This window comes from Neobacillus piezotolerans (assembly GCF_003362805.1).
GTDB lineage: Bacteria > Bacillota > Bacilli > Bacillales > Cytobacillaceae > Bacillus_D > Bacillus_D piezotolerans.
Genome location: NZ_QNQT01000003.1, coordinates 30,790 through 51,484 on the forward strand (window position 1 = coordinate 30,790; position 20,695 = coordinate 51,484).

Sequence of the window (20,695 nt, forward strand, 5' to 3'; positions counted from 1 at the left end):
TCTCCCCTTACCGGGCACCCTTACGCCCAAAGAGGCTTAGGCTGCAACCCCTTGTTTGCCTTCCTTTTTTAAAAGAAATAGATAATATAAAATTGATATAAAAATTGAAATCGCGGATGCGAAGTAGATGCTTCCGTAGCCAAAAACGTGGCCAATCTGCCCAAACAGAAGGGCACCCGCGCCAACACCAAGGTCAAAAAAGGAAAAGAAGGTTGCTGTGGCCATGCCCCTGCGGTTGCGCGGCGATTTATCGATGGCCCAAGCCTGGAGCCCCGGCTGGATAGTCCCAAAGCCAAATCCATAAAGTGCTGCGGCCAAAAATAAACTTCCTTGGTTCGGAAGCCAGGATAGAAGCAGCATCGCGAATAAGATCAGCAGCGCCCCGGGTATGAAGATCGCCCTGTGGCCCTTTTTGTCATATAGCTGCCCCGCGAACGCCCTTGTCAGCATCAGGGCCAATGCGTAAATCAGGAAATACCATTGAATGCCCGGAATCCCCTTTTGAGCCGTATAGAGCGGAAGGAAAGAAGCAATCCCCCCGAAGGTTACCGTCATGAAAAAAAGCAGGATTGACGGCTGCAAAGCGCTCTTTTCATAAAAGTCCCATTTAAGGGCCGTTGCTTTCTGGACATTTTCCACCTTTTTGTACCGGATAATCGAAGAGAGAATAAGGGCTAAAAGGCCAAGGACAGCGCAAATTAAAAAGAGCTGCCGGAAATTCAGCAAACCGGCGAGGATTAATCCAAGCGAGGGACCGACGGCTAGGGCTATATTCCCCGATAATCCATAATAGCCCATCCCTTCTCCCCTCCGTTCTGGAGGAATCAAATCGGTTGCGATTGTTCCAGAGGCTGTAGTCGAAAAACCCCACCCAACCCCCTGGATGAACCGGAGCAGGAACAAAAACGCCATTCCTCCCGCAAAGCCGAATGAACCAACTGAAAGGACAAAAATAGCCAATCCCGTCAAATAAACGAACTTTCTCCCCCTCGATTCGAGCGCTCTTCCCGCGTATGGGCGGATCAGCAGCGCGGACAAGGTAAATGCCCCAACCACAAATCCGATCATCTGGTCATTGCCGCCAAGATGTTCGACAAACAGGGGAATTGTGGGCAAGGTCATTTGAAATCCAATAAAAATAAACATATTTGCAATGCAGATCAGGATGAAATCCCTCGTCCAAATCTTTCCCCTCTTGCCCTCTTCTGTCAGGGGAGCTGTTTTTTCCCGCCCTAATTCCATGCCAGGCCTCCTCTTTTTTATGTATACTGTTTTTATAGCTTTCTTAACGGCATCCCGTTTTTCCCTATTTTAACTCATTACCTTGAAAAGGCAGAACAAAAAATTCGGAATCCGGAATAAAATTTTCAGGTGCGGCTGGCAGCGTGATGAAGCAAGCCATTTTTAAAAGGAGAATGACTATGTATTTAACGATAAAGGAAACGGCTGAATATTTGTCCCTCCCAGAGACTTATATCAGGGAAATGATCGCCCATAAAAGGATACGCGCCGTATTTGACGGCGACCAATATTTGATTAACAGGGAGCAGTTCAAAAACCATTTCGACCATGTAGAGCTGGCAAAAAAGCTCTTCGAAGAATGGAGGAATGAACCCATTCCGGAGGACCCTGATGTTAAGGATGAAGATTAACAGGAAAAATTAGGTACTTGCCCCAGTACATGAGCACACCTTCCTTCATACGCTGTTAATGTACCAATACTAAAAGAGAGGGGAATTTCAATGTACTGTCCGCGACCAACACAGGTTTTGCCTGCAATTGTCCATCCAACACAGTGCTGTGTAACGTGTTCATATGAGAATATCATCCAGCCGCACGTCCATCCATCCCATACAACTAACGTCCATCACACGAATATCGAGAATACGCACCACTTTACGCACACCGAATCCTTTGTAAATGAGGCTTCCGTTACTGATCTTGGACCGGTGCCGGGTCCGCCGCCCGCTCCAACTGTAGCTGGCGCCTTTGCCCCCGGACCTGGATTCGCTCCAGGTATGATGGGTCCTGGGATGATGGGCCCTGAAATGATGGGTCCAGGCATGGGTGCTCCCGGTATGATGGCTCCTGGAATGATGGGGCCTGGAATGATGGGGCCGGCACCTGCCGTAGCAGGAGCTTTCCAGCCTGCTTCGCCTAACATGATGGCTGCGCCAAACATGATGGCACCGACCGGGGTTGCCGGTGCTTATTCCGGAATGCCAATGGGCGGCTATAAGAAAGGCTGCTGCCAATAAAAGCCAAGGCTGTTAGGGGACAGGAAATCCTGTCCCCTCTTCATTTCCGGGCGACTTCACGGTGGCTATCTCCCTTTTCCTTGTTCCGGATCATCCCAGCGGTTTATCTTTTCCGCAAGGGGGAATATGGACAAAAAGAAGGAGAGCAGCCATGAAATTTTCCATCTATAAAGCATCAGGCGGAAGAAATCTAGATAAGTTTGGCACACTTGAGGCATCCTGCATGGAAATTGCCGGAGACTTGCTGTACAAAGTGCTCCGCCGAAGTCCTGGCCGGAAAGATGGGGATCTTTTCGTTATCGTTCCCCACTCGGATGAGCCTCTGGCTGATAGCCTTCTTGAAGAGGGGTCGTCATTCCACATTGTCCAATATCGTGAAATAGATTAAAAATCCCACCCAGGCTGCTGGATGGGATTTTATCATATTAGCTGTTTTCTGATTTGGGATTCCTCATCTCTAGGCTGTCACACGCTCAGCGTGGGTGTAGACATTCATTGAGCTATTGCGGATAAATCCGATTGTTGTTATGCCAAGCTGCTCCGCAAGCTTTAGGGCGAGCTCTGTCGGCGCTGATTTGGACAATACGACAGGGCAGCCGATTTTCGCGACTTTTAATAGAATTTCCGAGGATATCCGGCCGCTGAAGACAATGATTTTGTCGTTTCTTGGAATCTTATTCATCAGGCAATGTCCATAGATTTTATCGAGCGCATTATGCCTGCCAATATCCATCCTCGTAAGAATCGTTCCTTCAATGCAGCATAGGGAAGCATTGTGGACCCCGCCGGTATTTTGGAATACTTCGGCTGATTCCTGCATTTCCTCCATCAGCCTGAAGCAATCCCGCGCTGAAAGAGTCACGCGGGACTTACTGACGTTTTTCACCGTGAGCGCGTCATTGGCAAAAACAAATCCCTGGCGGCTCGCACCGCAGCACGAGGTCAAATACCGTTTTCCCTGAAGTGTGCGGGTCAAGGGATTGTGCCTTGAGGTTGTAACATGGACGAAGCCTTCCTTTTCCTGTACCCACAAATGTTCAATGTCTTCGGGCTTTCGGATAATTCCTTCGGATGCAAGGTAGCCGACGGCCAACTCCTCAATATAGGCCGGGCTGCAGACCATGGTGACGAATTCTTCGCCATTCACTTTGATTGTCACCGTATATTCAGTCACAATCGTATCTTCGAGCACCATCGGTCCGCCGTCCCCGAAGCGAATGATTTCCCTTTTCACCTCGATTGGCTCCATCCACTCGCCTCCTTTCATTTATGTGATTCCCCTGTAATCATCCGCTATGATGGGGAACTTTGTGCAAAGCCTGGTCTTCCGGCAATTGGGTGTTCCGCTCCAGATCGGACGTATCCTCTCCCATTCCCTTCATGAATTCAAACAGAAGGCCGATTGCGTTGTTGACTTCAGGATCCTTCAAGGAACGGAAGATGTCGAAGTAGCCGATTTCTTCCTCGTTATCCCGGTATTTCGCGACCCTTGCAATACCCGAATTCAATTTTAAGAGCAGGGGTTCAAGCTGGCTGACATTCAGAGTGCCAAGTACCCCGACCAGCAATAGAAGGTTTTTCAGAGTATTCGCCGCTTCAGGCTTATCTGCGGCTTTTACAAGGGTGTGCAAGACTTTGTCGCCCTGTCCGAAGAGGGCGGAGGCGAGGCTTAATACCCCCCGCTCCTTCATGTGGCCCAGTACTTCGAGTGTTTCGAGGATGGCTTCCTTGTTTTTTAAAAGCGCCTCCTCCACCTCGTGGAGATCCCTTTCGTGTTTTTGCTCTTCGGTTATTTCAATTCTTTTGATTTGTTTAATCGCTTTAGCCATGCTGCTTCTGCCCCTTTCTCACAGCGTCGCCAGGGAATACATAATCCTCGCGCGCCCACTTCTTCTGGACCTGGACGCCGATTTGCGGCTGCGGGTTTCCATACCTATGGTTAATGGACGGCAGTGGATTGATCCCTTCATATTGAAGGATTTCAAGCTTTGCCTTCGTTTCTTTGTAGGCCGGCGTATCGGTGTCCTTATCCGCGTAGCTGCTCGTAAGCAGGTTGATCGCGGCATCGCCGGAGTCATTCATCGGCAAGTACACTTCCTTGCCTTTTACCCTGTCGGTCACGACACAGCGGACTTTGACGTTCCCATACGGCGATGTAAGGCGGACAAGCGTGCCGTCCATTATGCCGCGTTCCTTAGCCAATTCCGGCGATACTTCCAGGAAGACGCTTGGCGTTTTCGATGAAATCCCCTTCGATTTATAGGTGAGATTCCCTTCATGGAAATGTTCAAGCAGGCGGCCGTTGTTGACCTGGATGTCATATTCTTCGCCAAATTCTGTAGGCACCGACCATGTGACCGGATGGAGCCGAGCTTTGCCGTCCGGGAATGGGAATTTTTCCTTGTAAAGAAGCGGCATATCGGTGCCATCAGGCGCGACTGGCCATTGCAGGCTTTTGAAGCCTTCCAGCCTTTCGTACGTAACGCCGGAATAAATTGGCGTAAGGTTCGCGATTTCTTCCATGATTTCGGAAGGATGGCTGTAATTCCAGCCGGCCCCAAGCCGGTTCGCGATTTCCTGGATGATCACCCAGTCAGGCTTTGACTCTCCCAGCGGCTCGAAAACCTGGTAGAGGCGCTGGATCCGGCGTTCGGTATTTGTAAATGTCCCTTCTTTTTCAAAGCTTGGGCATGCCGGCAGAACGACATCCGCGAATTGGGCTGTCCTTGTGAAGAAAATATCCTGAACGACAAAGAAATCGAGCTCTTCAAAAGCCGCGTGCACATGGTTGATGTTGGAGTCGACTAGGCCCATCTCTTCGCCCTTGATGTAAAGCGAGCGAAGTTGCTTATGGTGGATGGCCTCGATCATGTCATGGTTGTTGTAGCCTGGTTCAGGCTTCAGATTCACGCCCCAAGCCCGTTCGAATTTTCTTCTGGCCTCTTCATCCTCGACATGCTGATACCCAGTAAGATAATTAGGCGCGCTGCCCATATCGCTCGCTCCCTGGACATTGTTATGCCCACGGAGAGGATATGCCCCCGCCCCAGGCTTTCCATAGTTTCCGGTTACAAGAAGCAGGTTGGAGATTGCCGTACTTGTATCGCTCCCGCCAATATGCTGGGTAACGCCCATCGCCCAGAGCACGCAAGTACTTTTCGCTTCCGCAATCATAGTTGCGACCTCGATGAGGCTTTCCTTCGGGATGCCGGTTGCTTCCTCGGCATAACCGAGCGTGAATGGCTTCAGGCTTTCGATGTATTCCGGCACGTTATTCACACGGCTCGCAAGGAACTCTTCGTCCGCCCAACCCATGTCAATGATGTACTTTGTGATTGCGGACAGCCAGACAAGGTCTGAGCCCGCTTTCGGCCTGATAAAAAGATCCGCTCTTTCAGCCATTTCATCCTTGCGCAAATCGGCGACAATCAATTTCTGACCTTTCAATTTTTGAGCCCTTTTTACACGGGTGGCAAGGACCGGGTGAGCTTCGGATGTATTCGAGCCGACAATTAGGACGAGGCCGGCCGATCCAATATCCTTGATCGAGCCTGCGTCGCCGCCATACCCGACTGTACGGAACAAACCAACAGTCGCCGGCGTCTGGCAATAACGCGAACAGTTGTCTACGTTATTTGTGCCAATTACCTGCCTCGCCAATTTTTGCATCAAAAATGATTCTTCATTGGTACATTTTGAAGATGTAATGAATCCCATTGTCTCCGGGCCGTATGTGTTTTTAATTTCAGTGAATTTTTTCGCGACAAGGGTGAGCGCTTCGTCCCAGCTCGCTTCACGGAAAGAATCCCCTTCACGGATAAGCGGCTTTGTCAGGCGTTCTTCACTGTTGACGAAATCCCAGCCGAACTTCCCTTTTACGCAAGTGGAAATCCCGTTAGCAGGAGCCTCGACCTGAGGCTCGACCTTAAGGATTTTACGGTCCTTTGTCCAAACGTCAAAGCTGCAGCCTACACCACAGAATGTACAAACGGTCTTCGTCTTCTTGATTCTTTCATCCCGCATCGCGGATTCAATATCGGAAATCGCCAGGATGGATCCGTAGCCTGTTTCGACGCCTTTTGTTAATTCAATCATCGGCCGTAGTGTTTGCTTCGCAATCGCTGTCAGGAACCCCGCCTCGCCAACCATCCCTTTTTCCATCATTGCGTTGCACGGGCAAACGGTTGAACAATGGCCGCACGAAACGCAGGATGATTCATTGATTGGGACATCATTGTCCCAAATAACCCGAGGGCGATCACGCTCCCAGTCAATCCTTAGCGTTTCCGTGACTTGGACATCCTGGCATGCTTCAACGCATCGGCCGCAAAGGATGCACTGGTCGGGGTCATAGCGGTAAAAAGGATGGGAATTATCCTCCTCATAAGGCTTTTGGTCAAACGGAATGCTTTGATGATTGATTTTCATTGCTTTAACGGTATTATGGATTTCGCACGTTCCATTGTTGTAATCACAGACCGTACAGTACAGTTCATGGTTGTAAAGGATTTTATCCATTGCCATCGTTTGGGCCTTTTTGACATCGGGGGAAACGGTATTAATGGCATCCCCATCCTTCAGGTCGGTGGAACAGGAGCGGACAAGCTCCCCGTTTACTTCGACTATGCACGTGTCGCAAGTCTCAATCGGCCCAAGGCTCGGATGATAGCACACATGGGGAATTTCAATCGAACTATCTGTCAAATATTGAAGGACGGATTGGCTGCCCTCGGCCTCGGCAGTTACCCCATTGATTGTGACTTTAATTTTCTCAGTCAAAACACCCACCCTTTCCAACTAGGAATTTCATTTTTAGAGGCTGGCCAAGGGATATTGATTTCGGGATGATGCGGTTTGGAACCGAAACCGTGTAAAGATTCGACAGCCTCGTGAAAAAGCCTCTTCATTCCACTACCCTATATGGTTCAAAACTAAAACTCTGTTATATGTGGTTTTTCTTTTCTTGGGAGGTGATGTTTGATAGGTACAGGATCATATTTTTGAATTTTTGGTACATAAATGGAGAGTGGTTCGTAAATTCGAAAATTGTTATTAAGTATGAATAGCAGTTCTTAAATTCATATCGGTTCATATATTCGAAAATCGGTTCATAAATATGGAATCCGGTTCATATATTCGAATTTCGGTTCATAAAAACATAAAACTGGTTCATAAACGACAGCTGTCGACAAATACGAGGTTTGGGGCATAAGAAAAGGGCCGCGTTTGGGGGCGGCCCTGTAAATGGTTCCGAATCTAGTTTCTTCATTAAGCTAATTAGGTTGTTCCGGTATTCGATTATGTTTCCCGCCACCTTAACTCCTGCTCCAGACCCTTTGTACTTCGGCTAGTTCGAGCCCCTCAAAGGAGAGTTTATATATGTCCGGCATTTCAAGATTGTTCCAAAATTCGAATCCGTACTCTTCACTGAAGTGATTCATGATGATGGCCATGATATTGCCGTGTGTTCCAATGGCAATTGTTTCCCCCTTATATATATCAAGCACATGGTTTAACGCGGCGACGCCCCTTGCTTGGGCGTCTTTGTTCGATTCGCCGCCTTCCCAGGCAAATTCCTCGTCTTTCCATACCTTTTGGATCGCTGTGGAAAAGTCGTCTACGGACTGGCCCGAAAGAAGCCTTTCCCTAAAGCCTTCAATTGTTTTGATTTCTGTCCCAATCGCTTTCGCAACTCCAGCCACCGTTTCAACCGCCCGCATGTATGGGCTTGAAAGAACCACGCTGATATTTTTATTTTTCAATAGTTCGGCAACCCGTTCAGCATCCTTTTTGCCGCGCACGGAAAGCGGCCTCCCCAATTCATCTGGGGTATATTCGGTATGTGCATGGCGCACAAAATAAATCGTCGTCCGCAATTAAGGTTCTCTCCCTTTTTAGTGATTTTAAAAAAGTTTCATGCCCTGGTGCCAGAAACCCGCGGCAAGGGAAAGGCCGGCCAAAAGGGAGCGGGCTTCAAAATATGCCTTTTGGGCATCTTCCATGCCAACTTGCCTGAAACGGACCGTGTTTCCCGGCGCCGCCTGAGCGAGCAGTGGCAAATCCGCGGTTATAACCGTTGCGATCCGCGTGTAACCCCCTGTGGGCTGCCGCTCCGCCATCAGGACAATCGGCTGCCCGCCGGATGGCACCTGTATCCCGCCAAGCGGTACAGCATCGGATAAAATGTCGGCGCTTTCCCGATGGCGGAGATCCGGGCCATTAAGGGAAATACCCATTCTGTTTGAACGCGGGGTAACCGTATATGAATTAGAATAAAAAGCTTGGAACTGGAAGCCTCGAGCGCTGCAATGAAGCCGTTGATACGGCTGTGAATGTCCATTGTGACCTTGTCTCCGAAAGAAACTGTCATCGCCTTGTCCCCGAGCGGCATTATTTCGTATTGCATCGCTTTCCCCCTTTCGCCAATCTCCTATTACCAATTTAGCAAAAAACCGCCATTGGCGGAACTAAAAGTAAATGCTCCCTGGCGCCTGGCACTTGCGCAGGATAATTTACATATAAAAAATAGCCCGGGCACCGCCGGGCTATTAGTGTTTACCTTATGTGTTATTCGTCCCGCATGCCAATCGCTCTCCGGGCCAGGGTCACGTCATTCTGAAGGATTTTGCCGAGGTTGTATGCAGGATACAGGCCTCTTCCTTCCATATAGGTAAAAATCCGCTCATGGCCCCTCACCGCCTTCGTCATGTGGTTCAGGAATGTACGGCGAAGCTGGGGAGTAGCCGTTTCGGTTATCGCGATCCCGTAGTTTCGGACCAGTGTCTTGGACATTGCCAAAAGGTCGCCGGCAAAGAACGGATTATCCTCCCTTAGCTCATCCTCGTCCTCATCACGTGGGGCCTGCCCCGCCGCGGAAGGATAGAATTGTAACAGTTCCGTGAGATTTTCTTCAAGGTCGCGGATCGACCGCTGGTAAATTCCCCGCAGATCCGAGTCGGTAATCCGTTTCATTCCCATTTTCAGTTTCATCAAACCAATCGATTGAAAAGCAGTCAGTTCATGAAGTTCCAGCGTTTCGTGCCAGGCAAGCGTTCTACGTTCTTCATTCATATCGGATACCTCCATTTTTCTGCAACATCACTTTAACGTATTCCGGAGGCAGATAGATGGTTATTCGTCCTATAAAAAAAATCAGCTGCCCCGCATGAAAAGCAGCAGCTGAGTCGGATTGTTTGGCATTCCTCTTTTAATCATTGGGCATTGTCCAAGGCCTGTTCCAAATCGGCAATGATTTTCCCGCTGTCGCCAAGGCCCACCGCAAGCCGGATGGTCCCGGGATCGATATTTTCCGAAATGAGCTGCTGTTCATTGCTTCCTGTATTCGGAGACATCGCAAGGTTCTCGAATGAACCCCAGGAAACGCCGATTTTTATATGCCTGAGGTGGTCGAGGACATGGCTTGCTCCCCTGTAGCCGCCATGGACGGCAAATGCGAATACCCCGCTATATCCGGACAATACACTTTTTCCTAGTTCATAATCCGGATGGGAAGGGAGCCCGGGGTGAAGGACCTTTTTAACATTTGGATGGCTCTCAAGAAATTCAGCTACTTTGAGCGCATTTGCCTGATGTGTCTCTAGCCTGAACGGCAGCGACCGCATCCCCCTTAGCAGCAGGGTCGCTTCATAAGGCGAAAAGTTTCCGCCCATGAGCAGGAGTTCTTTAGTAAAAAGGTTGTCGATGAGTTCCTTTTTTGAAATGACCGCTCCTCCGACAAGGTCGCTATGGCCGCCGAGATATTTTGAGAGAGAGTGGACGACGATATCCACGCCATATAACAGCGGCTTCTGGAAGAGAGGGGTTGCCCACGTATTGTCGATGATTGTCCTGATGCCATGTTTTTTTGCGAGTGATGAAAACGCCCTGGGGTCTGTCAGCCGGAATGTCATGTAGGACGGGCTTTCCATAAAAATGACCCGGGTATTCGGTTTTATCTGTTTTTTCACGGCTTCAGCCCCGGTTTCATAGCAGACCGAATGGCTGATGCCGAATTTCCCAAGGTATTTGAGAAGTTCCATCGTTGAAAAATACAGATTGCTGACGCAGAGGACATGGTCACCGCTCTCTACGGAATTCAAAAGCGCGGCGGCAATCGCGGCCATCCCTGAGGAAAAGCATCGGCATGCCTCGCCGCGTTCCAGGGCAGCAAGCTTCCTTTCCGCTGTTTCAATTGTTGGGTTGGTTCCCCGGGTGTATACATAGTGTCCCTGCTCATTCAAAACTGCGTTAGTGAGGGCATCCATCGATTCATAGACAAAAAGCGAATTCCCAAAAGTGGGCGGCACAGCTGCCCCGCCAAATTGCTCGCGCCTATCGCCGTATTCGAGGCAGATTTCGATATCCTGCGCCCAGTGATTGTCCATCAGTGCCGTCTGCCCCTTTCCTGTTTTATGGCTTTAGTTTTGGCAAAGGCAGGAAGGAATATGAGGCGGGTTGAGTGGCCATGGATTAGTCATGCTGCCTATTATGGGATTGGTTCGTTGGGGTTAAGTTTTACTCGTTGGTTTGGAGCGACATCTTTGTGAGGATTTTAACGAGGATTAGTGTTGAGTAACTTCCATTCTGTATTTCGTCCTGACAATGTCACTCATCTGGGTTTGAGTGACTTCCTTCCGGATTGTGGCCTGACTATGTCACTCAAAACTGGATTTGAGTGACTTCCTTTCAAATTTTGGCCCGACAATATCATTAATTTGCACTTATGATGAAGAACCATTGATTTTTATTTTTCCCAAAAAATAAAAACAGGTCCCTGTACAGGAACCTGTTTTCTATGGAGCAAAAACTAATTAGTTTTTGCGAACGTTAGCAGCTTGTGGTCCGCGAGCGCCTTGCTCAACGTCAAAAGTTACTTCTTGGCCTTCTTCAAGAGTTTTGAAGCCTTCGCCTTGGATAGCTGAGAAATGAACGAATACGTCGTCTCCGCCTTCGCGCTCGATGAATCCGAAACCTTTTTCTGCATTAAACCATTTTACTTTACCGTTTTCCATTTTTGTTGCCTCCTCGTGTGGTTCGCACACAATTGTATTACTATTCTTGCTCAAACGTATCCAGGCGATGTCGCTTGTTACCGAACAAAAATAATTCTTACTTAGAATAACATGGTTAGAAATAAAAGGCAAGTCACGTGATAAAAAGTTATCATCCTTTTTTTACCATAAATCGACAATGTTCGCTAAAAGCAATTTAGGACTTGTTTTTAGCCGAGCTTTCCATCAAATCTTCAACTTCTCCCCTTGTTGGCATGCCGCCCTGGGCTCCAAGTTTTGTAACGGAAAGCGCCGCAGCCGCGTTGGCGAAACGGCATGCCTCTTTCAGGCCGAATCCCTCGCTTAGCGCAAAAGCAAGCGCGCCATTGAAGGTATCCCCGGCACCTGTCGTGTCGGCGGCTTCCACTCGGTAGCCAGGAATTTCTTCCTCGCCATCCTTGTAGATGGCGACGCCCCGGGACCCTTTGGTGACGATGCATTTTTTCGCTATATCTTCTTTCCGCCTTTCCGTTAACGAAAGAAGCAGCTGCTTTTGTTCATGTTCATTCGGGGTCAGATAGTCCACATCATTCAGCAGCTGCTCCGGCAATTGATGAAAAGGAGCGGGATTAAGGATTACCCTGGCCCCATGGTTCTTTGCGATAGATGCCGCCATCATTACTGTTTCCATCGGTATTTCCAGCTGCAGAATAACGCAATCACTTGCCGCGATAGCTTCCTTATGCTTTAAAAGATAATCCGTTGTCACTAAGTGGTTTGCTCCTGGGGTGACGATAATGCTGTTGTCCCCGCCGGATAGCGTGATCGACGCAATTCCTGTCGATATTCCTGGAAAAATACCAACCTTTGTAACATCAATCGAATGGCTTTTCAGATTCGCAATAAGTTCGCGTCCGAAAACATCGTCGCCGACCCCCCCGATCATCGAAACATCAGCACCGAGCCTGGCAGCGGCGACAGCCTGGTTTGCTCCTTTACCGCCCGGTGTTGTGTAAAATGATTCCCCCATCACGGTTTCCCCAACCATTGGAATACGGGAAACCTTCGTAACCAAATCCATATTGATGCTGCCTATGACTGTTATTTTCTTTTTTTTCATACATGCATCCTGCCCTTCCACAAACCGCGCCATGGCCAACTATACATAAATGGCAGTTATCGGACTGCCATCCAGCCTGCACTTAATTCTATTATGTATGATACTCCAATTTACTGTTTTAACCAAACGCAGATAACGCCCAAACAAGTGTCATTTTTCCGCCTGGTTTACATATTTTTTAAAATGCGGTAACAAAAGCGGTTGTTTGATCGTCTATACAGGAAATATGTAACGCGTTACAGAAAATTGTATGGAATTCCTCTTTTCTTGTCAACGGAAAGAATTTATTAACGGGTTGCCGGAAACCCCGCCAAACTTTGGAAAATAAGGTACACTAGAAGAGTGGAAGTTTATTCACAAAGGGGCGAAACCCTGTCTATTTACCGGGAAATAATAAATGCGGAGATGCATGTTTATGGATAAATCTCAACGGAATTATTTCGATTTCACTCTTTTACTGCTTATTTTCCTGTTTATGATTGTAAGCTGCATCGCTATTTACAGCGCGCAGAAATATTCACCCTACGGCATCAATTTCGCGGCAAGGCAGGCGGTATGGTATGCAGCCGGTTTTGGCGTTTCGGCGTTTGTGTATTTCTTTGATTTTGATCAAATCAAAAAAATATCACCTTATGCCTATGTTTTTGGCGTCTTGGTCCTTATCGCCCTGTTTTTGGCGCCAGATTCGATTGCACCAGAAACAAAAGGCGCCAAAGCCTGGTTTGAAATACCAAAATTCGGCTCCCTTCAGCCATCAGAGTTCATGAAGCTATTCCTGATTATTTTCCTTGCAAGGGTGATATCAAACCATAATGAGGCTTATCTGGACCGTACCTTTCAAACAGATTTAAAGCTACTTGGAAAAATTTCTGCTGTGGCTGTATTGCCTCTCGCCTTTATCCTCGTTCAGCCCGATGCCGGAACAGCTATGGCGGTTGCGGCGATTGTAATAGGAATGACGTTTATTTCAGGAATCAATTGGCGGATTATTGCCGTATTGGGCGGAATCGCTGCTTTTATACTGGCGAGCCTCGTTGCCATTTATCTTAAAGCACCTGATTTATTGCTTCTAGTACTAGACCCCTATCAGCTGAACCGGATCCATTCCTGGCTTGATCCTTTCGAGGATATGCAAAATAGTTCCTACCAGCTGGCATATTCCATTTTGGCGATTGGCTCGGGCACAATGTATGGAAAAGGATTCAATGCGGCCCAGGTGAATGTGCCTGAAGCACATTCGGATTTCATTTTTACCATTATAGGGGAGGAATTTGGTTTTTTCGGCGCGAGTCTAGTTATTTCGCTTTATTTTATTTTGATTTATAGGATCATCGTTATTGCACTTAGGAATAAAGGCCCTTATGAAAGCCTTATCGCAACAGGGGTCATATCGGTTCTGACATTCCATATTTTCGAAAACATCGGGATGGTTATCGGGCTTGTCCCGATTACGGGGATTCCGCTTCCGCTGTTAAGCTACGGCGGCAGTTCCCTGCTTGGGACCTTGCTCTCACTGTCGCTCGTCCTGAACATCTCTGCAAAAACGAAAAAATACATGTTTTCAGAGGACGATTGACGCAAAAAGGCGCATCCGGAATTCGGATGCGCCGATTTTTTTATGTCCAGGTTAGTTGCCTGCCTGGAATGGCAGAATCATAGCGGCGGGTAGATCGGTGTATCAAGCGCCAATGGTGGATAAATCGGCGTATCAACAAGCGCCAATGGCGGATAAATTGGCGTATCAACAAGTGCCAATGGCGGATAAATCGGCGTATCAAGCTCCAATGGTGGATAAATCGGCGTTGATGCTTCGGCTGTTGATGGCGCGGCACCTACTGCAAACAGGCTAAATGCGAAAACAGAGCAGAGAATGACAAAAACTTTTTTCATTAAAAAATCCTCCTCAAGTCATTTTATTTAAATAATGGACTGCCTGCTCGAATTTTCCTTCCCTGGTAAAATAGGCAGCAAGCAATTTATAAAAATGCGCTAAATCATCTTTATGCTCTTTGCCTTCTTCGAGAAGTGGTATTACTTTAGATTCCAGATATTCGAACGAAGCTGGATCTTCAGCTTCAAGCATCAAATAGAACGTGCTTAATAATAGATACTTTTTGCTTTCCAGCCGGTCTGCCAACTGGGATACCTCGGCAAAGCACTTCTTTGCCCCTGAAGTGTCACCCGCCATAAACCTTGTTTCGCCAAGGGTGTTAAGAGTTACCAGATAATTAAATTCTTTCTCCAGCTGTAATGAAAGGCTTTTTTCAAAATAATGAATTGCCAATTCAGTATTTTGCATTTTCTTCTGCAACAGACCCATATTATGGTATACATACGGGAGCAACTCTTTCTCATTCAGGAGCTCGGCATTTCGAATCAGATGCTCAAAGCATGATGAAGCCTCTTCATAAATATTGGAATGGGTGTAGTTAATACCAAGCAGCATCAACGTATGAAGGATACGCCTGAAATTGTGGTGTTCCATGAAATTCTGTAGAGCTTTTTTTCCAAAATGGATGGCATATCCTGCTTGAAGCGTATACCCTTTGGCAAATGCCCTGTGGTACAGGAATTCACCAATATTGATTCCCCCCGCTTGCTCCGCATCGAGTTTTTCAAGAATCGCGTCCGCTTCATGGTATTTTGCCTGCCGCATCAAATGGATGCTTGTGAAATAGTCGAACAGGTTTCGCTCCTGCCGTGAAAAGTTTTTCAAATGCTTCCTGAGCAATTCATGCTGGGCTTCCGCTTCCCCATCGTTCCCCTTGAATAGCATATATCTATATTTATACAGTTCATATGTATAAATGTGCGATGAAAACGGGATCAGGCTTCCTAGCTCCAAGAGCATGGAATAGACGCGTTCAGCTTCTGATTTGATCTGGAACGTCATTTGATTATCGAATTCATCGAGCAGTGCTTTAATTTCCTCGTCCTTGCCCGCGACATCTTCAATTTCGATGCCTAGCCTTTCAAGCAGAAGGGCAATTGTTTCTTTATTTCCCTCTTTGGAATTGTGTTCGATTTTGCTTAAATGCGGGATCGAGCAAATCCCATCGGCAAGCTCCTTTTGAGTCATCCCCCTTTGCGTCCTGTAATATTTGATTAAAGGCCCAAAATCCAATAGACTCACCAACCGTTTTCTACTACTCTATCATGAAATGAAGGAAATAAAAAACAATAATTCTAAATTATCGGATATTCCGACAAAATATAGTTCAAAACGCCCAAAACCATCCGGCTATTCCGCAGGATGGATTGGGTATTATGGTTTATTTCACACGCGGGAATCCAAATCCAGAAGCATAGTCATCACCTGTTCCAGCTCCTGTTCCGCCTTTGATGTCATATTGTTTCGCGCGGTTTTGCAAGTCGGCGCGAACCTGGACATTGCTGAGCGACTTATTGGCAGACCAAATCTTTGCAGCAAGCCCAGCAATGTGCGGAGTTGCCATGGATGTTCCGCTCATTGTCGTATAACCGCCGCTTGCGGAAGTTGAGTAAATGGATCCGCCTGGGGCAGAAACTTCTACGTCACGCTCCTGGATGACATAGTCACCGGCAGTTGCAGGATTACCCCTTGAGGAGAAATCGGAAACTTTGTATGTGCCGTTTACGAATGTATTGTCAAGGGATGCTACCGCAACCGCATTGACAAGCGCACCCGGATAACCGATTGTGTTGGAGCTAGGGCCGCTGTTGCCCGCCGCAGCTACAACAAGGGCGCCTTTCCCATAAGCATAATCAACAGCACTAGCAATCAGTGAATCTTTTGAACTCGATCCCAACGACATGGAGATGACTGTTTTTACCCCAAGGCGGGAAGCTTCATCTGCCGCATGGCGGATTGCTGCAGCAATGTCATCCGAGTAGCCCGACCCACGGTCATTAAGAACTTTATATGCCCAAAGTTCAGCCTGTGGAGCTACGCCGTAAATGCCAAGGCCGTCATAGCCGCCGTTCGCAAGCACCGTTCCTGCAACATGTGTGCCGTGGCCGTTCCTATCGTTGCATACTCCATTCACAAGTGGAGATGTAGCCTGCGTGAAATCCTTACACTGTTCCACATTGTCGCGAAGGTCAATATGGCTTGTATAAGCGCCAGTATCAAGGACCGCTACCTTAATGCCATCCCCGCCGGACGTTGACTTAATAGTAGAATCATTATAAATTGCTTCAATGCCCCACGGTGTCTGGTCGGAAGGAATCGCTTGCGTGGATGCTCCCGGCTTCGCTGTTGCCTCGCTGCCAAGCTGGACTTCCTCAACAAGTTCAACATTCAGATTCTTATTTTTCAACAAGGCTTGGTATTGGCTTCCGTTAACTGTTGTCGTAAAGCCAGAAGCCCCGAAATCCCAGCGAGACCCAAAACTTTGTTGCGCTTTTGCCTTTTCGGCGCCGCTGCCATTGATTAAGACCCGGTAGGAATCCTTCGCCGCCTGCTCAGGCGCCTGGCCGAATGCTGCCGTAGCAAAAACAGATACTCCCAACGCCAAACTCATGAAAGCCGATCCAATTTTGGTTCTTTTCTTCATTTGCTTGCTCCTCTCGAGTTTTAAATCTGCAGCACCCCCGCTGCGTGTTTTTAGTATATTTCAAATTTTCTAATAGAAGCAACGTAAATCATGCGCTATTCAGTTGGGAAAATTGCCGCCGTCTGTTGGGACATTAGACTTATCAAGGAAAGGAAAAGTCATTGTTTTTTCAAAAATAATGCAAAGATTATGCACAAAGTTCCTATAAAATTAGGTGACTCTAAAAATAGGGAGGAAAAAGGAATGAAGAAAATCGTCGCAGCCATTCTCGGGCTGGGTGTGCTTTTAGGCGCAAATGCCGCCGGGGTTTTCGCTGAAGGGCCGTCTTTTGCCAAAGAAATCCTAAGTTTTGTTAAAATGAAGCCGCATATGCAGCAAATGCACCCGGATTTTAGTGAGAAGGAATTAAAAGAAATGTACGAAAGCTGCCATGGAACCGGCGGGCCAGGTGCTAAAACTAACGGGCAGGAAGCTAGTTTTGAAAAGAATTTGGAATCCCTGTAAGTTGGGAAACTCTTGAAAAGTTTGTATAAAAATTGGAAAACAAAGGAATCCGCCCCTTGGTAAAGGCGGATTCTTCTGTTTTATTATAATTGGACAAGCATAAAATTACATTTTTTACCTGGTCTTTTTCAGGTGATTTCAGCGGTTTTTAAGGGCCTTATTGTGCCATTGGAGAGCCCTCTGCTCCATCTCCTGAACGAATAATTTCTTAGCCGGGCTGTATTCGCTCGTCTTCGGAAACCGTTTCGCAAGCTCTTCTTTAAACGCAGCATAGTTTGCCGCTTCATCTGGATGGACACGCAAGTAGTCGCGAAAGACGAGATGCCTTGCAATTTGCGGGTTGTCATTTCGATAAAAATGGATATGATGGGTCCTGTTTTCCCCGCCTTTCCGAAAAAGCCTCCTGCCCGGAATCCCCCATTCACCGGCCACATCGTAACCAATCGCAGCCATTTTTTCATTGAAGGAATCCACTATATCCATATCCTTTACAATGGCCATCATGTCAATTACCGGCTTAGCCTTTAACCCTTCCACTGATGTGCTGCCAAAATGCTCAAATTTGATAATCACATCGCCAAATACCGTTTTAAGGAACCGGGCCTCCTCTTCAAACATCCGGACCCAGTTTTCATTCCAATCCGACAACCGCACATCCATGCCCTTCCCTCCCTTTTTTTACATTTATCGTCGCCAATTCATTCTACTTCAAGTTTCGGACCCTTTCAAAAAATACTTTCAGATTTTTTATCTTCTTATCCATACTTTTTTTCGGTACGATAATAGCTGGGAATATAGGGAAACGTTAGGGCGCAGGTTTGTTAGGACCGTTTGAGTGGCCTTGTAAAATGATATGGTCTTGATGCGGCTATTAGTCTGTTTCGAGAGGTACCCTGATTTAAAACTTCTTGAAACGGCTTCTGAGGAGCTTTTTGAGCAGCATCATGATATGTAACGGAAATAGGATTGAAAACATCGCCGTTATTTTTTTAAAAAGCATGCTTTTAAATAAATTTATACAGATAATGAATCTGTTTCCATTTGAGGCTCGTCAAAAGGGAAACACGATTTTGAAGAGGTGAAGAAATGCAGGGGGATTCCACGGAGAGGCGGATTGCGCTCGCACGCGGAAATGAAGCCAAACTTGAAGAGATAATGGGGGCATATGGCAGCCATGTTAAACGCCTGATTTATTCCTATGTTAAGGACTGGGGGATTGCCGGGGACCTCGCCCAGGATGTTTTTGTGGCGGTCTTTATGAAACTGGAGAGCTTTGAAGGGCGCTCCTCGTATAAAACATGGGTGTATACGATTGCGGTTAATCGGTCCAAGGATTATTTGAAAAGCTGGCACTACCGCCACATGGCTGTTGCTGAAAAAGTTTTCAGTTTGATGAAGGACTTGAAACGAACCCCGGAAGAGACAGCCATTGAAAAGGATGGAAACAGGCAGCTGTTGGAGGCTGTTTGGTCACTGCCGCTAAAATACAGGGAGGTAATTTTGCTGCATTTTTACCAGGACCTGACTGTTTCGGAAATCAGCGAAACACTGGGGCTTCCGCTGGCGACTGTAAAAACCCGGCTGCTCCGGGCAAAAGAAAAAATCAGAAACGCCTATATCCCTTTGGAAAGAGGTGGCCGTTATGGGTCAGTTTAATGAAGAGCTGAAAAGCGCCTTGCATGGCAGCCTGCCCGAGGAATCAATTTTATCCGAAGCTGAAAAACAGCAAATCAGGGAGCGGATAAAAGGGTTGCAAGGAAAAAAGCTACGGAAACCGCGTGACATTTTGCCTAAAACACTGACTGCGCTTGTCGCGGCGGCGGTTTTGCTGGCAGGCGGCGGCATTGCGGGTAAGGAGCTTGGGCTGCTAGACATCGGGACCGGCTCACGTGCGACAACCCCTGACTTCCCGTTTTACGACGGGGTGGACGAAGGGAATTTCCTAAATGGCTGGGAGCTCGTCAAAAAGGGGCCAGTGGGTGAAAAAATTGAGGGTAATTCCAGCCTGATGGAAGCGCGGTTTACGGGTAAAGCAATCCTGATTGGCACCCTTATTTACCATGGGGCCGGTATGGGCGACAAAGCGAATAAGATCTTCTTTGTTCCTGATAAAGAGGTTTTCGAGAGGCTGCCGATTAATCCGGGAATTGGGGATGAATTTACATTTAACCAGCAGGACGCGGACCAATTGGCTATGGTATTTGGGCTGGCCGCCAATTCAATGCGTGAGGGGGTCGAGATTGAAGTGACAGGCTATACCGCCTATGCGAGAGCAGAACTGAATATCCCGGATATCCTAAAACTGGAGCGGGTCGTGATACCGGAAGAGCCGGAAATAACGTATTCAAGCAGGCCGGTTCCCCTCAATGAAAAAGGGAATTTGGAGCTGACTGACACATTAAAGGCGGCCTATGACGAGTTTGCACAGACACATAATGAGGTTATCCTTCACACGCTTGATTCGTATTCGGTATTTCTTTTCTTTTTCTATGCCGAACAAATTCGGGATTACGAAACGCAATTCGCCTTGTTCAATGATGATCCTGATGTTACCCCGATTTTTACATCTGTGGAGGAGTATGTAAAGGTCTCCCAGGATCGCGATATGGATGCCGGAAATGAAAAACTCCTTAAGAAAGTACTTGGAAGCCCTTTGAAACAAGTGGCATTCATTGGCGATGATGAAGCAGTCGTGACCATTTCGGAGGAAGATGGCCTTGGCTTCAGGCTAGTCAAAAACCATAAGGGTATCTGGAAGGTCAGCTGGCTTCCGATTCAATAAGAAAAAATACGCTATTCCTATTAAAAACGCCGTTCCAGCTGCATTCGCAACCGGGCGGCGTTTTTTTATCGTCCGGGATCCTGACCGTTATCGGTTTCAACATCCAATTCCTGCTTGATCATTTCCTCTTCTTCTTCGACAGTAATCCTCGTTATTTGATCCTGCAGGCTGTGGAACACCTCATCAAGATTTTTCCGTGATGGCAACTGGTCCTTTTCTGTCATGGTCTCCGCCTCCTTTTTCTTTACTTTTCTCCAAAACCTTCTGGATAAAACACTTTGGGAGGAGAAAAATAAGCGGGAAAGGATGATGAAGATGGACAAACGTGAAAGAGGAATCGCAGGACGTATTTACGATCCATCCGATTATAAAAAACAGGATGAAGTGTCCGCCGGCCTTGCGGAAACACATGAACAGGCAAGCGACGTGTATATGGAAGGCGAAATTGGCGGCAGAATCGAGCGTCCGGATGGAAGCGATGAAGATTTGCCGCGCTAAAATTCACT

23 protein-coding genes are annotated in these 20,695 nt (G+C 47.5%); 8 read left to right on the forward strand and 15 right to left on the reverse strand.

Annotation, left to right across the window (positions count from 1 at the left end):
* Positions 1 to 36 precede the first annotated feature (36 nt).
* Positions 37 to 1,242, reverse strand: coding sequence for an MFS transporter (locus DRW41_RS09160; RefSeq protein WP_115451694.1), 1,206 nt, complete (start codon positions 1,240 to 1,242; stop codon positions 37 to 39).
* A 179-nt stretch (positions 1,243 to 1,421) separates the two neighbouring features.
* On the opposite strand from DRW41_RS09160, the gene DRW41_RS09165 reads away from it, so the two are divergent.
* From DRW41_RS09165 to DRW41_RS09175, 3 genes are all read left to right on the forward strand, one after another.
* Positions 1,422 to 1,652 (forward strand): excisionase family DNA-binding protein, encoded by a 231-nt coding sequence (locus DRW41_RS09165; protein WP_115451695.1) that lies wholly within the window; start codon positions 1,422 to 1,424, stop codon positions 1,650 to 1,652.
* A 90-nt stretch (positions 1,653 to 1,742) separates the two neighbouring features.
* Positions 1,743 to 2,258, forward strand: coding sequence for a CotD family spore coat protein (locus DRW41_RS09170; protein ID WP_115451696.1), 516 nt, complete (start codon positions 1,743 to 1,745; stop codon positions 2,256 to 2,258).
* A 151-nt stretch (positions 2,259 to 2,409) separates the two neighbouring features.
* A complete protein-coding gene (locus tag DRW41_RS09175) occupies positions 2,410 to 2,646 on the forward strand; it encodes a hypothetical protein (RefSeq protein ID WP_115451697.1) in 237 nt (78 codons plus the stop codon).
* Positions 2,647 to 2,715: 69 nt separating this feature from the next.
* Here DRW41_RS09175 and fdhD read toward each other — a convergent pair whose 3' ends face one another.
* From fdhD to rbsK, 9 genes are all read right to left on the reverse strand, one after another.
* Entirely contained in the window at positions 2,716 to 3,507 is a 792-nt protein-coding gene (gene fdhD / locus DRW41_RS09180) for a formate dehydrogenase accessory sulfurtransferase FdhD (RefSeq protein ID WP_115451698.1), read from the reverse strand.
* Positions 3,508 to 3,544: 37 nt separating this feature from the next.
* Positions 3,545 to 4,087 carry a helical membrane plugin domain-containing protein gene (locus tag DRW41_RS09185; RefSeq protein WP_115451699.1) on the reverse strand — a complete coding sequence of 181 codons (543 nt, stop codon included), beginning with the start codon at positions 4,085 to 4,087 and terminating at the stop codon, positions 3,545 to 3,547.
* A complete protein-coding gene (gene fdhF, locus DRW41_RS09190) occupies positions 4,080 to 7,037 on the reverse strand; it encodes a formate dehydrogenase subunit alpha (protein ID WP_115451700.1) in 2,958 nt (985 codons plus the stop codon). The genes DRW41_RS09185 and fdhF overlap by 8 nt, the downstream gene beginning before the upstream one ends.
* 536 nt (positions 7,038 to 7,573) lie before the next feature.
* The gene (locus DRW41_RS09195; RefSeq protein ID WP_115451701.1) at positions 7,574 to 8,134 is read right to left on the reverse strand and encodes a histidine phosphatase family protein; all 561 of its coding nucleotides are present in this window, start codon (positions 8,132 to 8,134) and stop codon (positions 7,574 to 7,576) included.
* Positions 8,135 to 8,161: 27 nt separating this feature from the next.
* Positions 8,162 to 8,698 (reverse strand): 5-oxoprolinase subunit C family protein, encoded by a 537-nt coding sequence (locus tag DRW41_RS23885; protein WP_115451702.1) that lies wholly within the window; start codon positions 8,696 to 8,698, stop codon positions 8,162 to 8,164.
* 127 nt (positions 8,699 to 8,825) lie between these two features.
* On the reverse strand, positions 8,826 to 9,329 hold the full coding sequence (locus DRW41_RS09205; RefSeq protein WP_245959395.1) for a spore coat protein: 504 nt from the start codon (positions 9,327 to 9,329) through the stop codon (positions 8,826 to 8,828).
* Positions 9,330 to 9,469: 140 nt separating this feature from the next.
* Positions 9,470 to 10,642, reverse strand: coding sequence for a trans-sulfuration enzyme family protein (locus DRW41_RS09210; protein ID WP_115451704.1), 1,173 nt, complete (start codon positions 10,640 to 10,642; stop codon positions 9,470 to 9,472).
* A 426-nt stretch (positions 10,643 to 11,068) separates the two neighbouring features.
* Positions 11,069 to 11,269: a cold-shock protein gene (locus DRW41_RS09215; RefSeq protein ID WP_043932249.1), complete on the reverse strand. Its 201-nt coding sequence runs from the start codon at positions 11,267 to 11,269 to the stop codon at positions 11,069 to 11,071.
* Positions 11,270 to 11,465: 196 nt separating this feature from the next.
* Positions 11,466 to 12,368: a ribokinase gene (rbsK, locus tag DRW41_RS09220; protein WP_115451705.1), complete on the reverse strand. Its 903-nt coding sequence runs from the start codon at positions 12,366 to 12,368 to the stop codon at positions 11,466 to 11,468.
* A gap of 415 nt (positions 12,369 to 12,783) precedes the next feature.
* On the opposite strand from rbsK, the gene DRW41_RS09225 reads away from it, so the two are divergent.
* The gene (locus DRW41_RS09225) at positions 12,784 to 13,944 is read left to right on the forward strand and encodes an FtsW/RodA/SpoVE family cell cycle protein (protein WP_245959396.1); all 1,161 of its coding nucleotides are present in this window, start codon (positions 12,784 to 12,786) and stop codon (positions 13,942 to 13,944) included.
* Positions 13,945 to 14,021: 77 nt separating this feature from the next.
* On the opposite strand, the gene DRW41_RS09230 is transcribed toward DRW41_RS09225, so the two are convergent.
* The 3 genes from DRW41_RS09230 to DRW41_RS09240 all read right to left on the reverse strand — a co-directional run bounded on the left by DRW41_RS09230 (position 14,022) and on the right by DRW41_RS09240 (position 16,903).
* Complete coding sequence (locus DRW41_RS09230; protein WP_115451707.1) at positions 14,022 to 14,258, reverse strand: hypothetical protein; 237 nt, start codon at positions 14,256 to 14,258, stop codon at positions 14,022 to 14,024.
* A gap of 13 nt (positions 14,259 to 14,271) precedes the next feature.
* Positions 14,272 to 15,501 (reverse strand): helix-turn-helix domain-containing protein, encoded by a 1,230-nt coding sequence (locus DRW41_RS09235; protein WP_281272297.1) that lies wholly within the window; start codon positions 15,499 to 15,501, stop codon positions 14,272 to 14,274.
* A 139-nt stretch (positions 15,502 to 15,640) separates the two neighbouring features.
* Entirely contained in the window at positions 15,641 to 16,903 is a 1,263-nt protein-coding gene (locus DRW41_RS09240; protein WP_115451709.1) for a S8 family peptidase, read from the reverse strand.
* A 243-nt stretch (positions 16,904 to 17,146) separates the two neighbouring features.
* On the opposite strand from DRW41_RS09240, the gene DRW41_RS09245 reads away from it, so the two are divergent.
* Entirely contained in the window at positions 17,147 to 17,407 is a 261-nt protein-coding gene (locus tag DRW41_RS09245; RefSeq protein ID WP_115451710.1) for a hypothetical protein, read from the forward strand.
* Between the two features lie 138 nt (positions 17,408 to 17,545).
* Here DRW41_RS09245 and DRW41_RS09250 read toward each other — a convergent pair whose 3' ends face one another.
* The gene (locus DRW41_RS09250) at positions 17,546 to 18,067 is read right to left on the reverse strand and encodes a GrpB family protein (protein ID WP_115451711.1); all 522 of its coding nucleotides are present in this window, start codon (positions 18,065 to 18,067) and stop codon (positions 17,546 to 17,548) included.
* A gap of 426 nt (positions 18,068 to 18,493) precedes the next feature.
* On the opposite strand from DRW41_RS09250, the gene DRW41_RS09255 reads away from it, so the two are divergent.
* Both DRW41_RS09255 and DRW41_RS09260 read left to right on the forward strand, forming a co-directional pair.
* Positions 18,494 to 19,063: a sigma-70 family RNA polymerase sigma factor gene (locus DRW41_RS09255; protein ID WP_115451712.1), complete on the forward strand. Its 570-nt coding sequence runs from the start codon at positions 18,494 to 18,496 to the stop codon at positions 19,061 to 19,063.
* A complete protein-coding gene (locus DRW41_RS09260) occupies positions 19,050 to 20,189 on the forward strand; it encodes a hypothetical protein (RefSeq protein ID WP_115451713.1) in 1,140 nt (379 codons plus the stop codon). Before DRW41_RS09255 ends, DRW41_RS09260 begins: the two co-directional genes overlap by 14 nt.
* A gap of 65 nt (positions 20,190 to 20,254) precedes the next feature.
* On the opposite strand, the gene DRW41_RS22935 is transcribed toward DRW41_RS09260, so the two are convergent.
* Positions 20,255 to 20,413, reverse strand: a complete 159-nt coding sequence (locus tag DRW41_RS22935) for a hypothetical protein (protein ID WP_181884481.1) — start codon at positions 20,411 to 20,413, stop codon at positions 20,255 to 20,257.
* 91 nt (positions 20,414 to 20,504) lie between these two features.
* Here DRW41_RS22935 and DRW41_RS09265 point away from each other — a divergent pair, with 91 nt between their 5' ends.
* Positions 20,505 to 20,687: a YozQ family protein gene (locus tag DRW41_RS09265; RefSeq protein ID WP_342771990.1), complete on the forward strand. Its 183-nt coding sequence runs from the start codon at positions 20,505 to 20,507 to the stop codon at positions 20,685 to 20,687.
* Positions 20,688 to 20,695: the final 8 nt, after the last annotated feature.

Excerpts from the sequence above, each read along its gene's own strand:
- DRW41_RS09160 (WP_115451694.1), bottom strand. The coding sequence starts at position 1,242 with ATGGAATTAGGGCGGGAAAAAACAGCTCCCCTGACAGAAGAGGGCAAG.
- DRW41_RS09165 (WP_115451695.1), top strand. The coding sequence starts at position 1,422 with ATGTATTTAACGATAAAGGAAACGGCTGAATATTTGTCCCTCCCAGAG.
- DRW41_RS09170 (WP_115451696.1), top strand. The coding sequence starts at position 1,743 with ATGTACTGTCCGCGACCAACACAGGTTTTGCCTGCAATTGTCCATCCA.
- DRW41_RS09175 (WP_115451697.1), top strand. The coding sequence starts at position 2,410 with ATGAAATTTTCCATCTATAAAGCATCAGGCGGAAGAAATCTAGATAAG.
- fdhD (WP_115451698.1), bottom strand. The coding sequence starts at position 3,507 with ATGGAGCCAATCGAGGTGAAAAGGGAAATCATTCGCTTCGGGGACGGC.
- DRW41_RS09185 (WP_115451699.1), bottom strand. The coding sequence starts at position 4,087 with ATGGCTAAAGCGATTAAACAAATCAAAAGAATTGAAATAACCGAAGAG.
- DRW41_RS09205 (WP_245959395.1), bottom strand. The coding sequence starts at position 9,329 with ATGAATGAAGAACGTAGAACGCTTGCCTGGCACGAAACGCTGGAACTT.
- DRW41_RS09210 (WP_115451704.1), bottom strand. The coding sequence starts at position 10,642 with ATGGACAATCACTGGGCGCAGGATATCGAAATCTGCCTCGAATACGGC.
- DRW41_RS09215 (WP_043932249.1), bottom strand. The coding sequence starts at position 11,269 with ATGGAAAACGGTAAAGTAAAATGGTTTAATGCAGAAAAAGGTTTCGGA.
- rbsK (WP_115451705.1), bottom strand. The coding sequence starts at position 12,368 with ATGAAAAAAAAGAAAATAACAGTCATAGGCAGCATCAATATGGATTTG.
- DRW41_RS09225 (WP_245959396.1), top strand. The coding sequence starts at position 12,784 with ATGGATAAATCTCAACGGAATTATTTCGATTTCACTCTTTTACTGCTT.
- DRW41_RS09230 (WP_115451707.1), bottom strand. The coding sequence starts at position 14,258 with ATGAAAAAAGTTTTTGTCATTCTCTGCTCTGTTTTCGCATTTAGCCTG.
- DRW41_RS09240 (WP_115451709.1), bottom strand. The coding sequence starts at position 16,903 with ATGAAGAAAAGAACCAAAATTGGATCGGCTTTCATGAGTTTGGCGTTG.
- DRW41_RS09245 (WP_115451710.1), top strand. The coding sequence starts at position 17,147 with ATGAAGAAAATCGTCGCAGCCATTCTCGGGCTGGGTGTGCTTTTAGGC.
- DRW41_RS09250 (WP_115451711.1), bottom strand. The coding sequence starts at position 18,067 with ATGGATGTGCGGTTGTCGGATTGGAATGAAAACTGGGTCCGGATGTTT.
- DRW41_RS09255 (WP_115451712.1), top strand. The coding sequence starts at position 18,494 with ATGCAGGGGGATTCCACGGAGAGGCGGATTGCGCTCGCACGCGGAAAT.
- DRW41_RS09260 (WP_115451713.1), top strand. The coding sequence starts at position 19,050 with ATGGGTCAGTTTAATGAAGAGCTGAAAAGCGCCTTGCATGGCAGCCTG.
- DRW41_RS22935 (WP_181884481.1), bottom strand. The coding sequence starts at position 20,413 with ATGACAGAAAAGGACCAGTTGCCATCACGGAAAAATCTTGATGAGGTG.
- DRW41_RS09265 (WP_342771990.1), top strand. The coding sequence starts at position 20,505 with ATGGACAAACGTGAAAGAGGAATCGCAGGACGTATTTACGATCCATCC.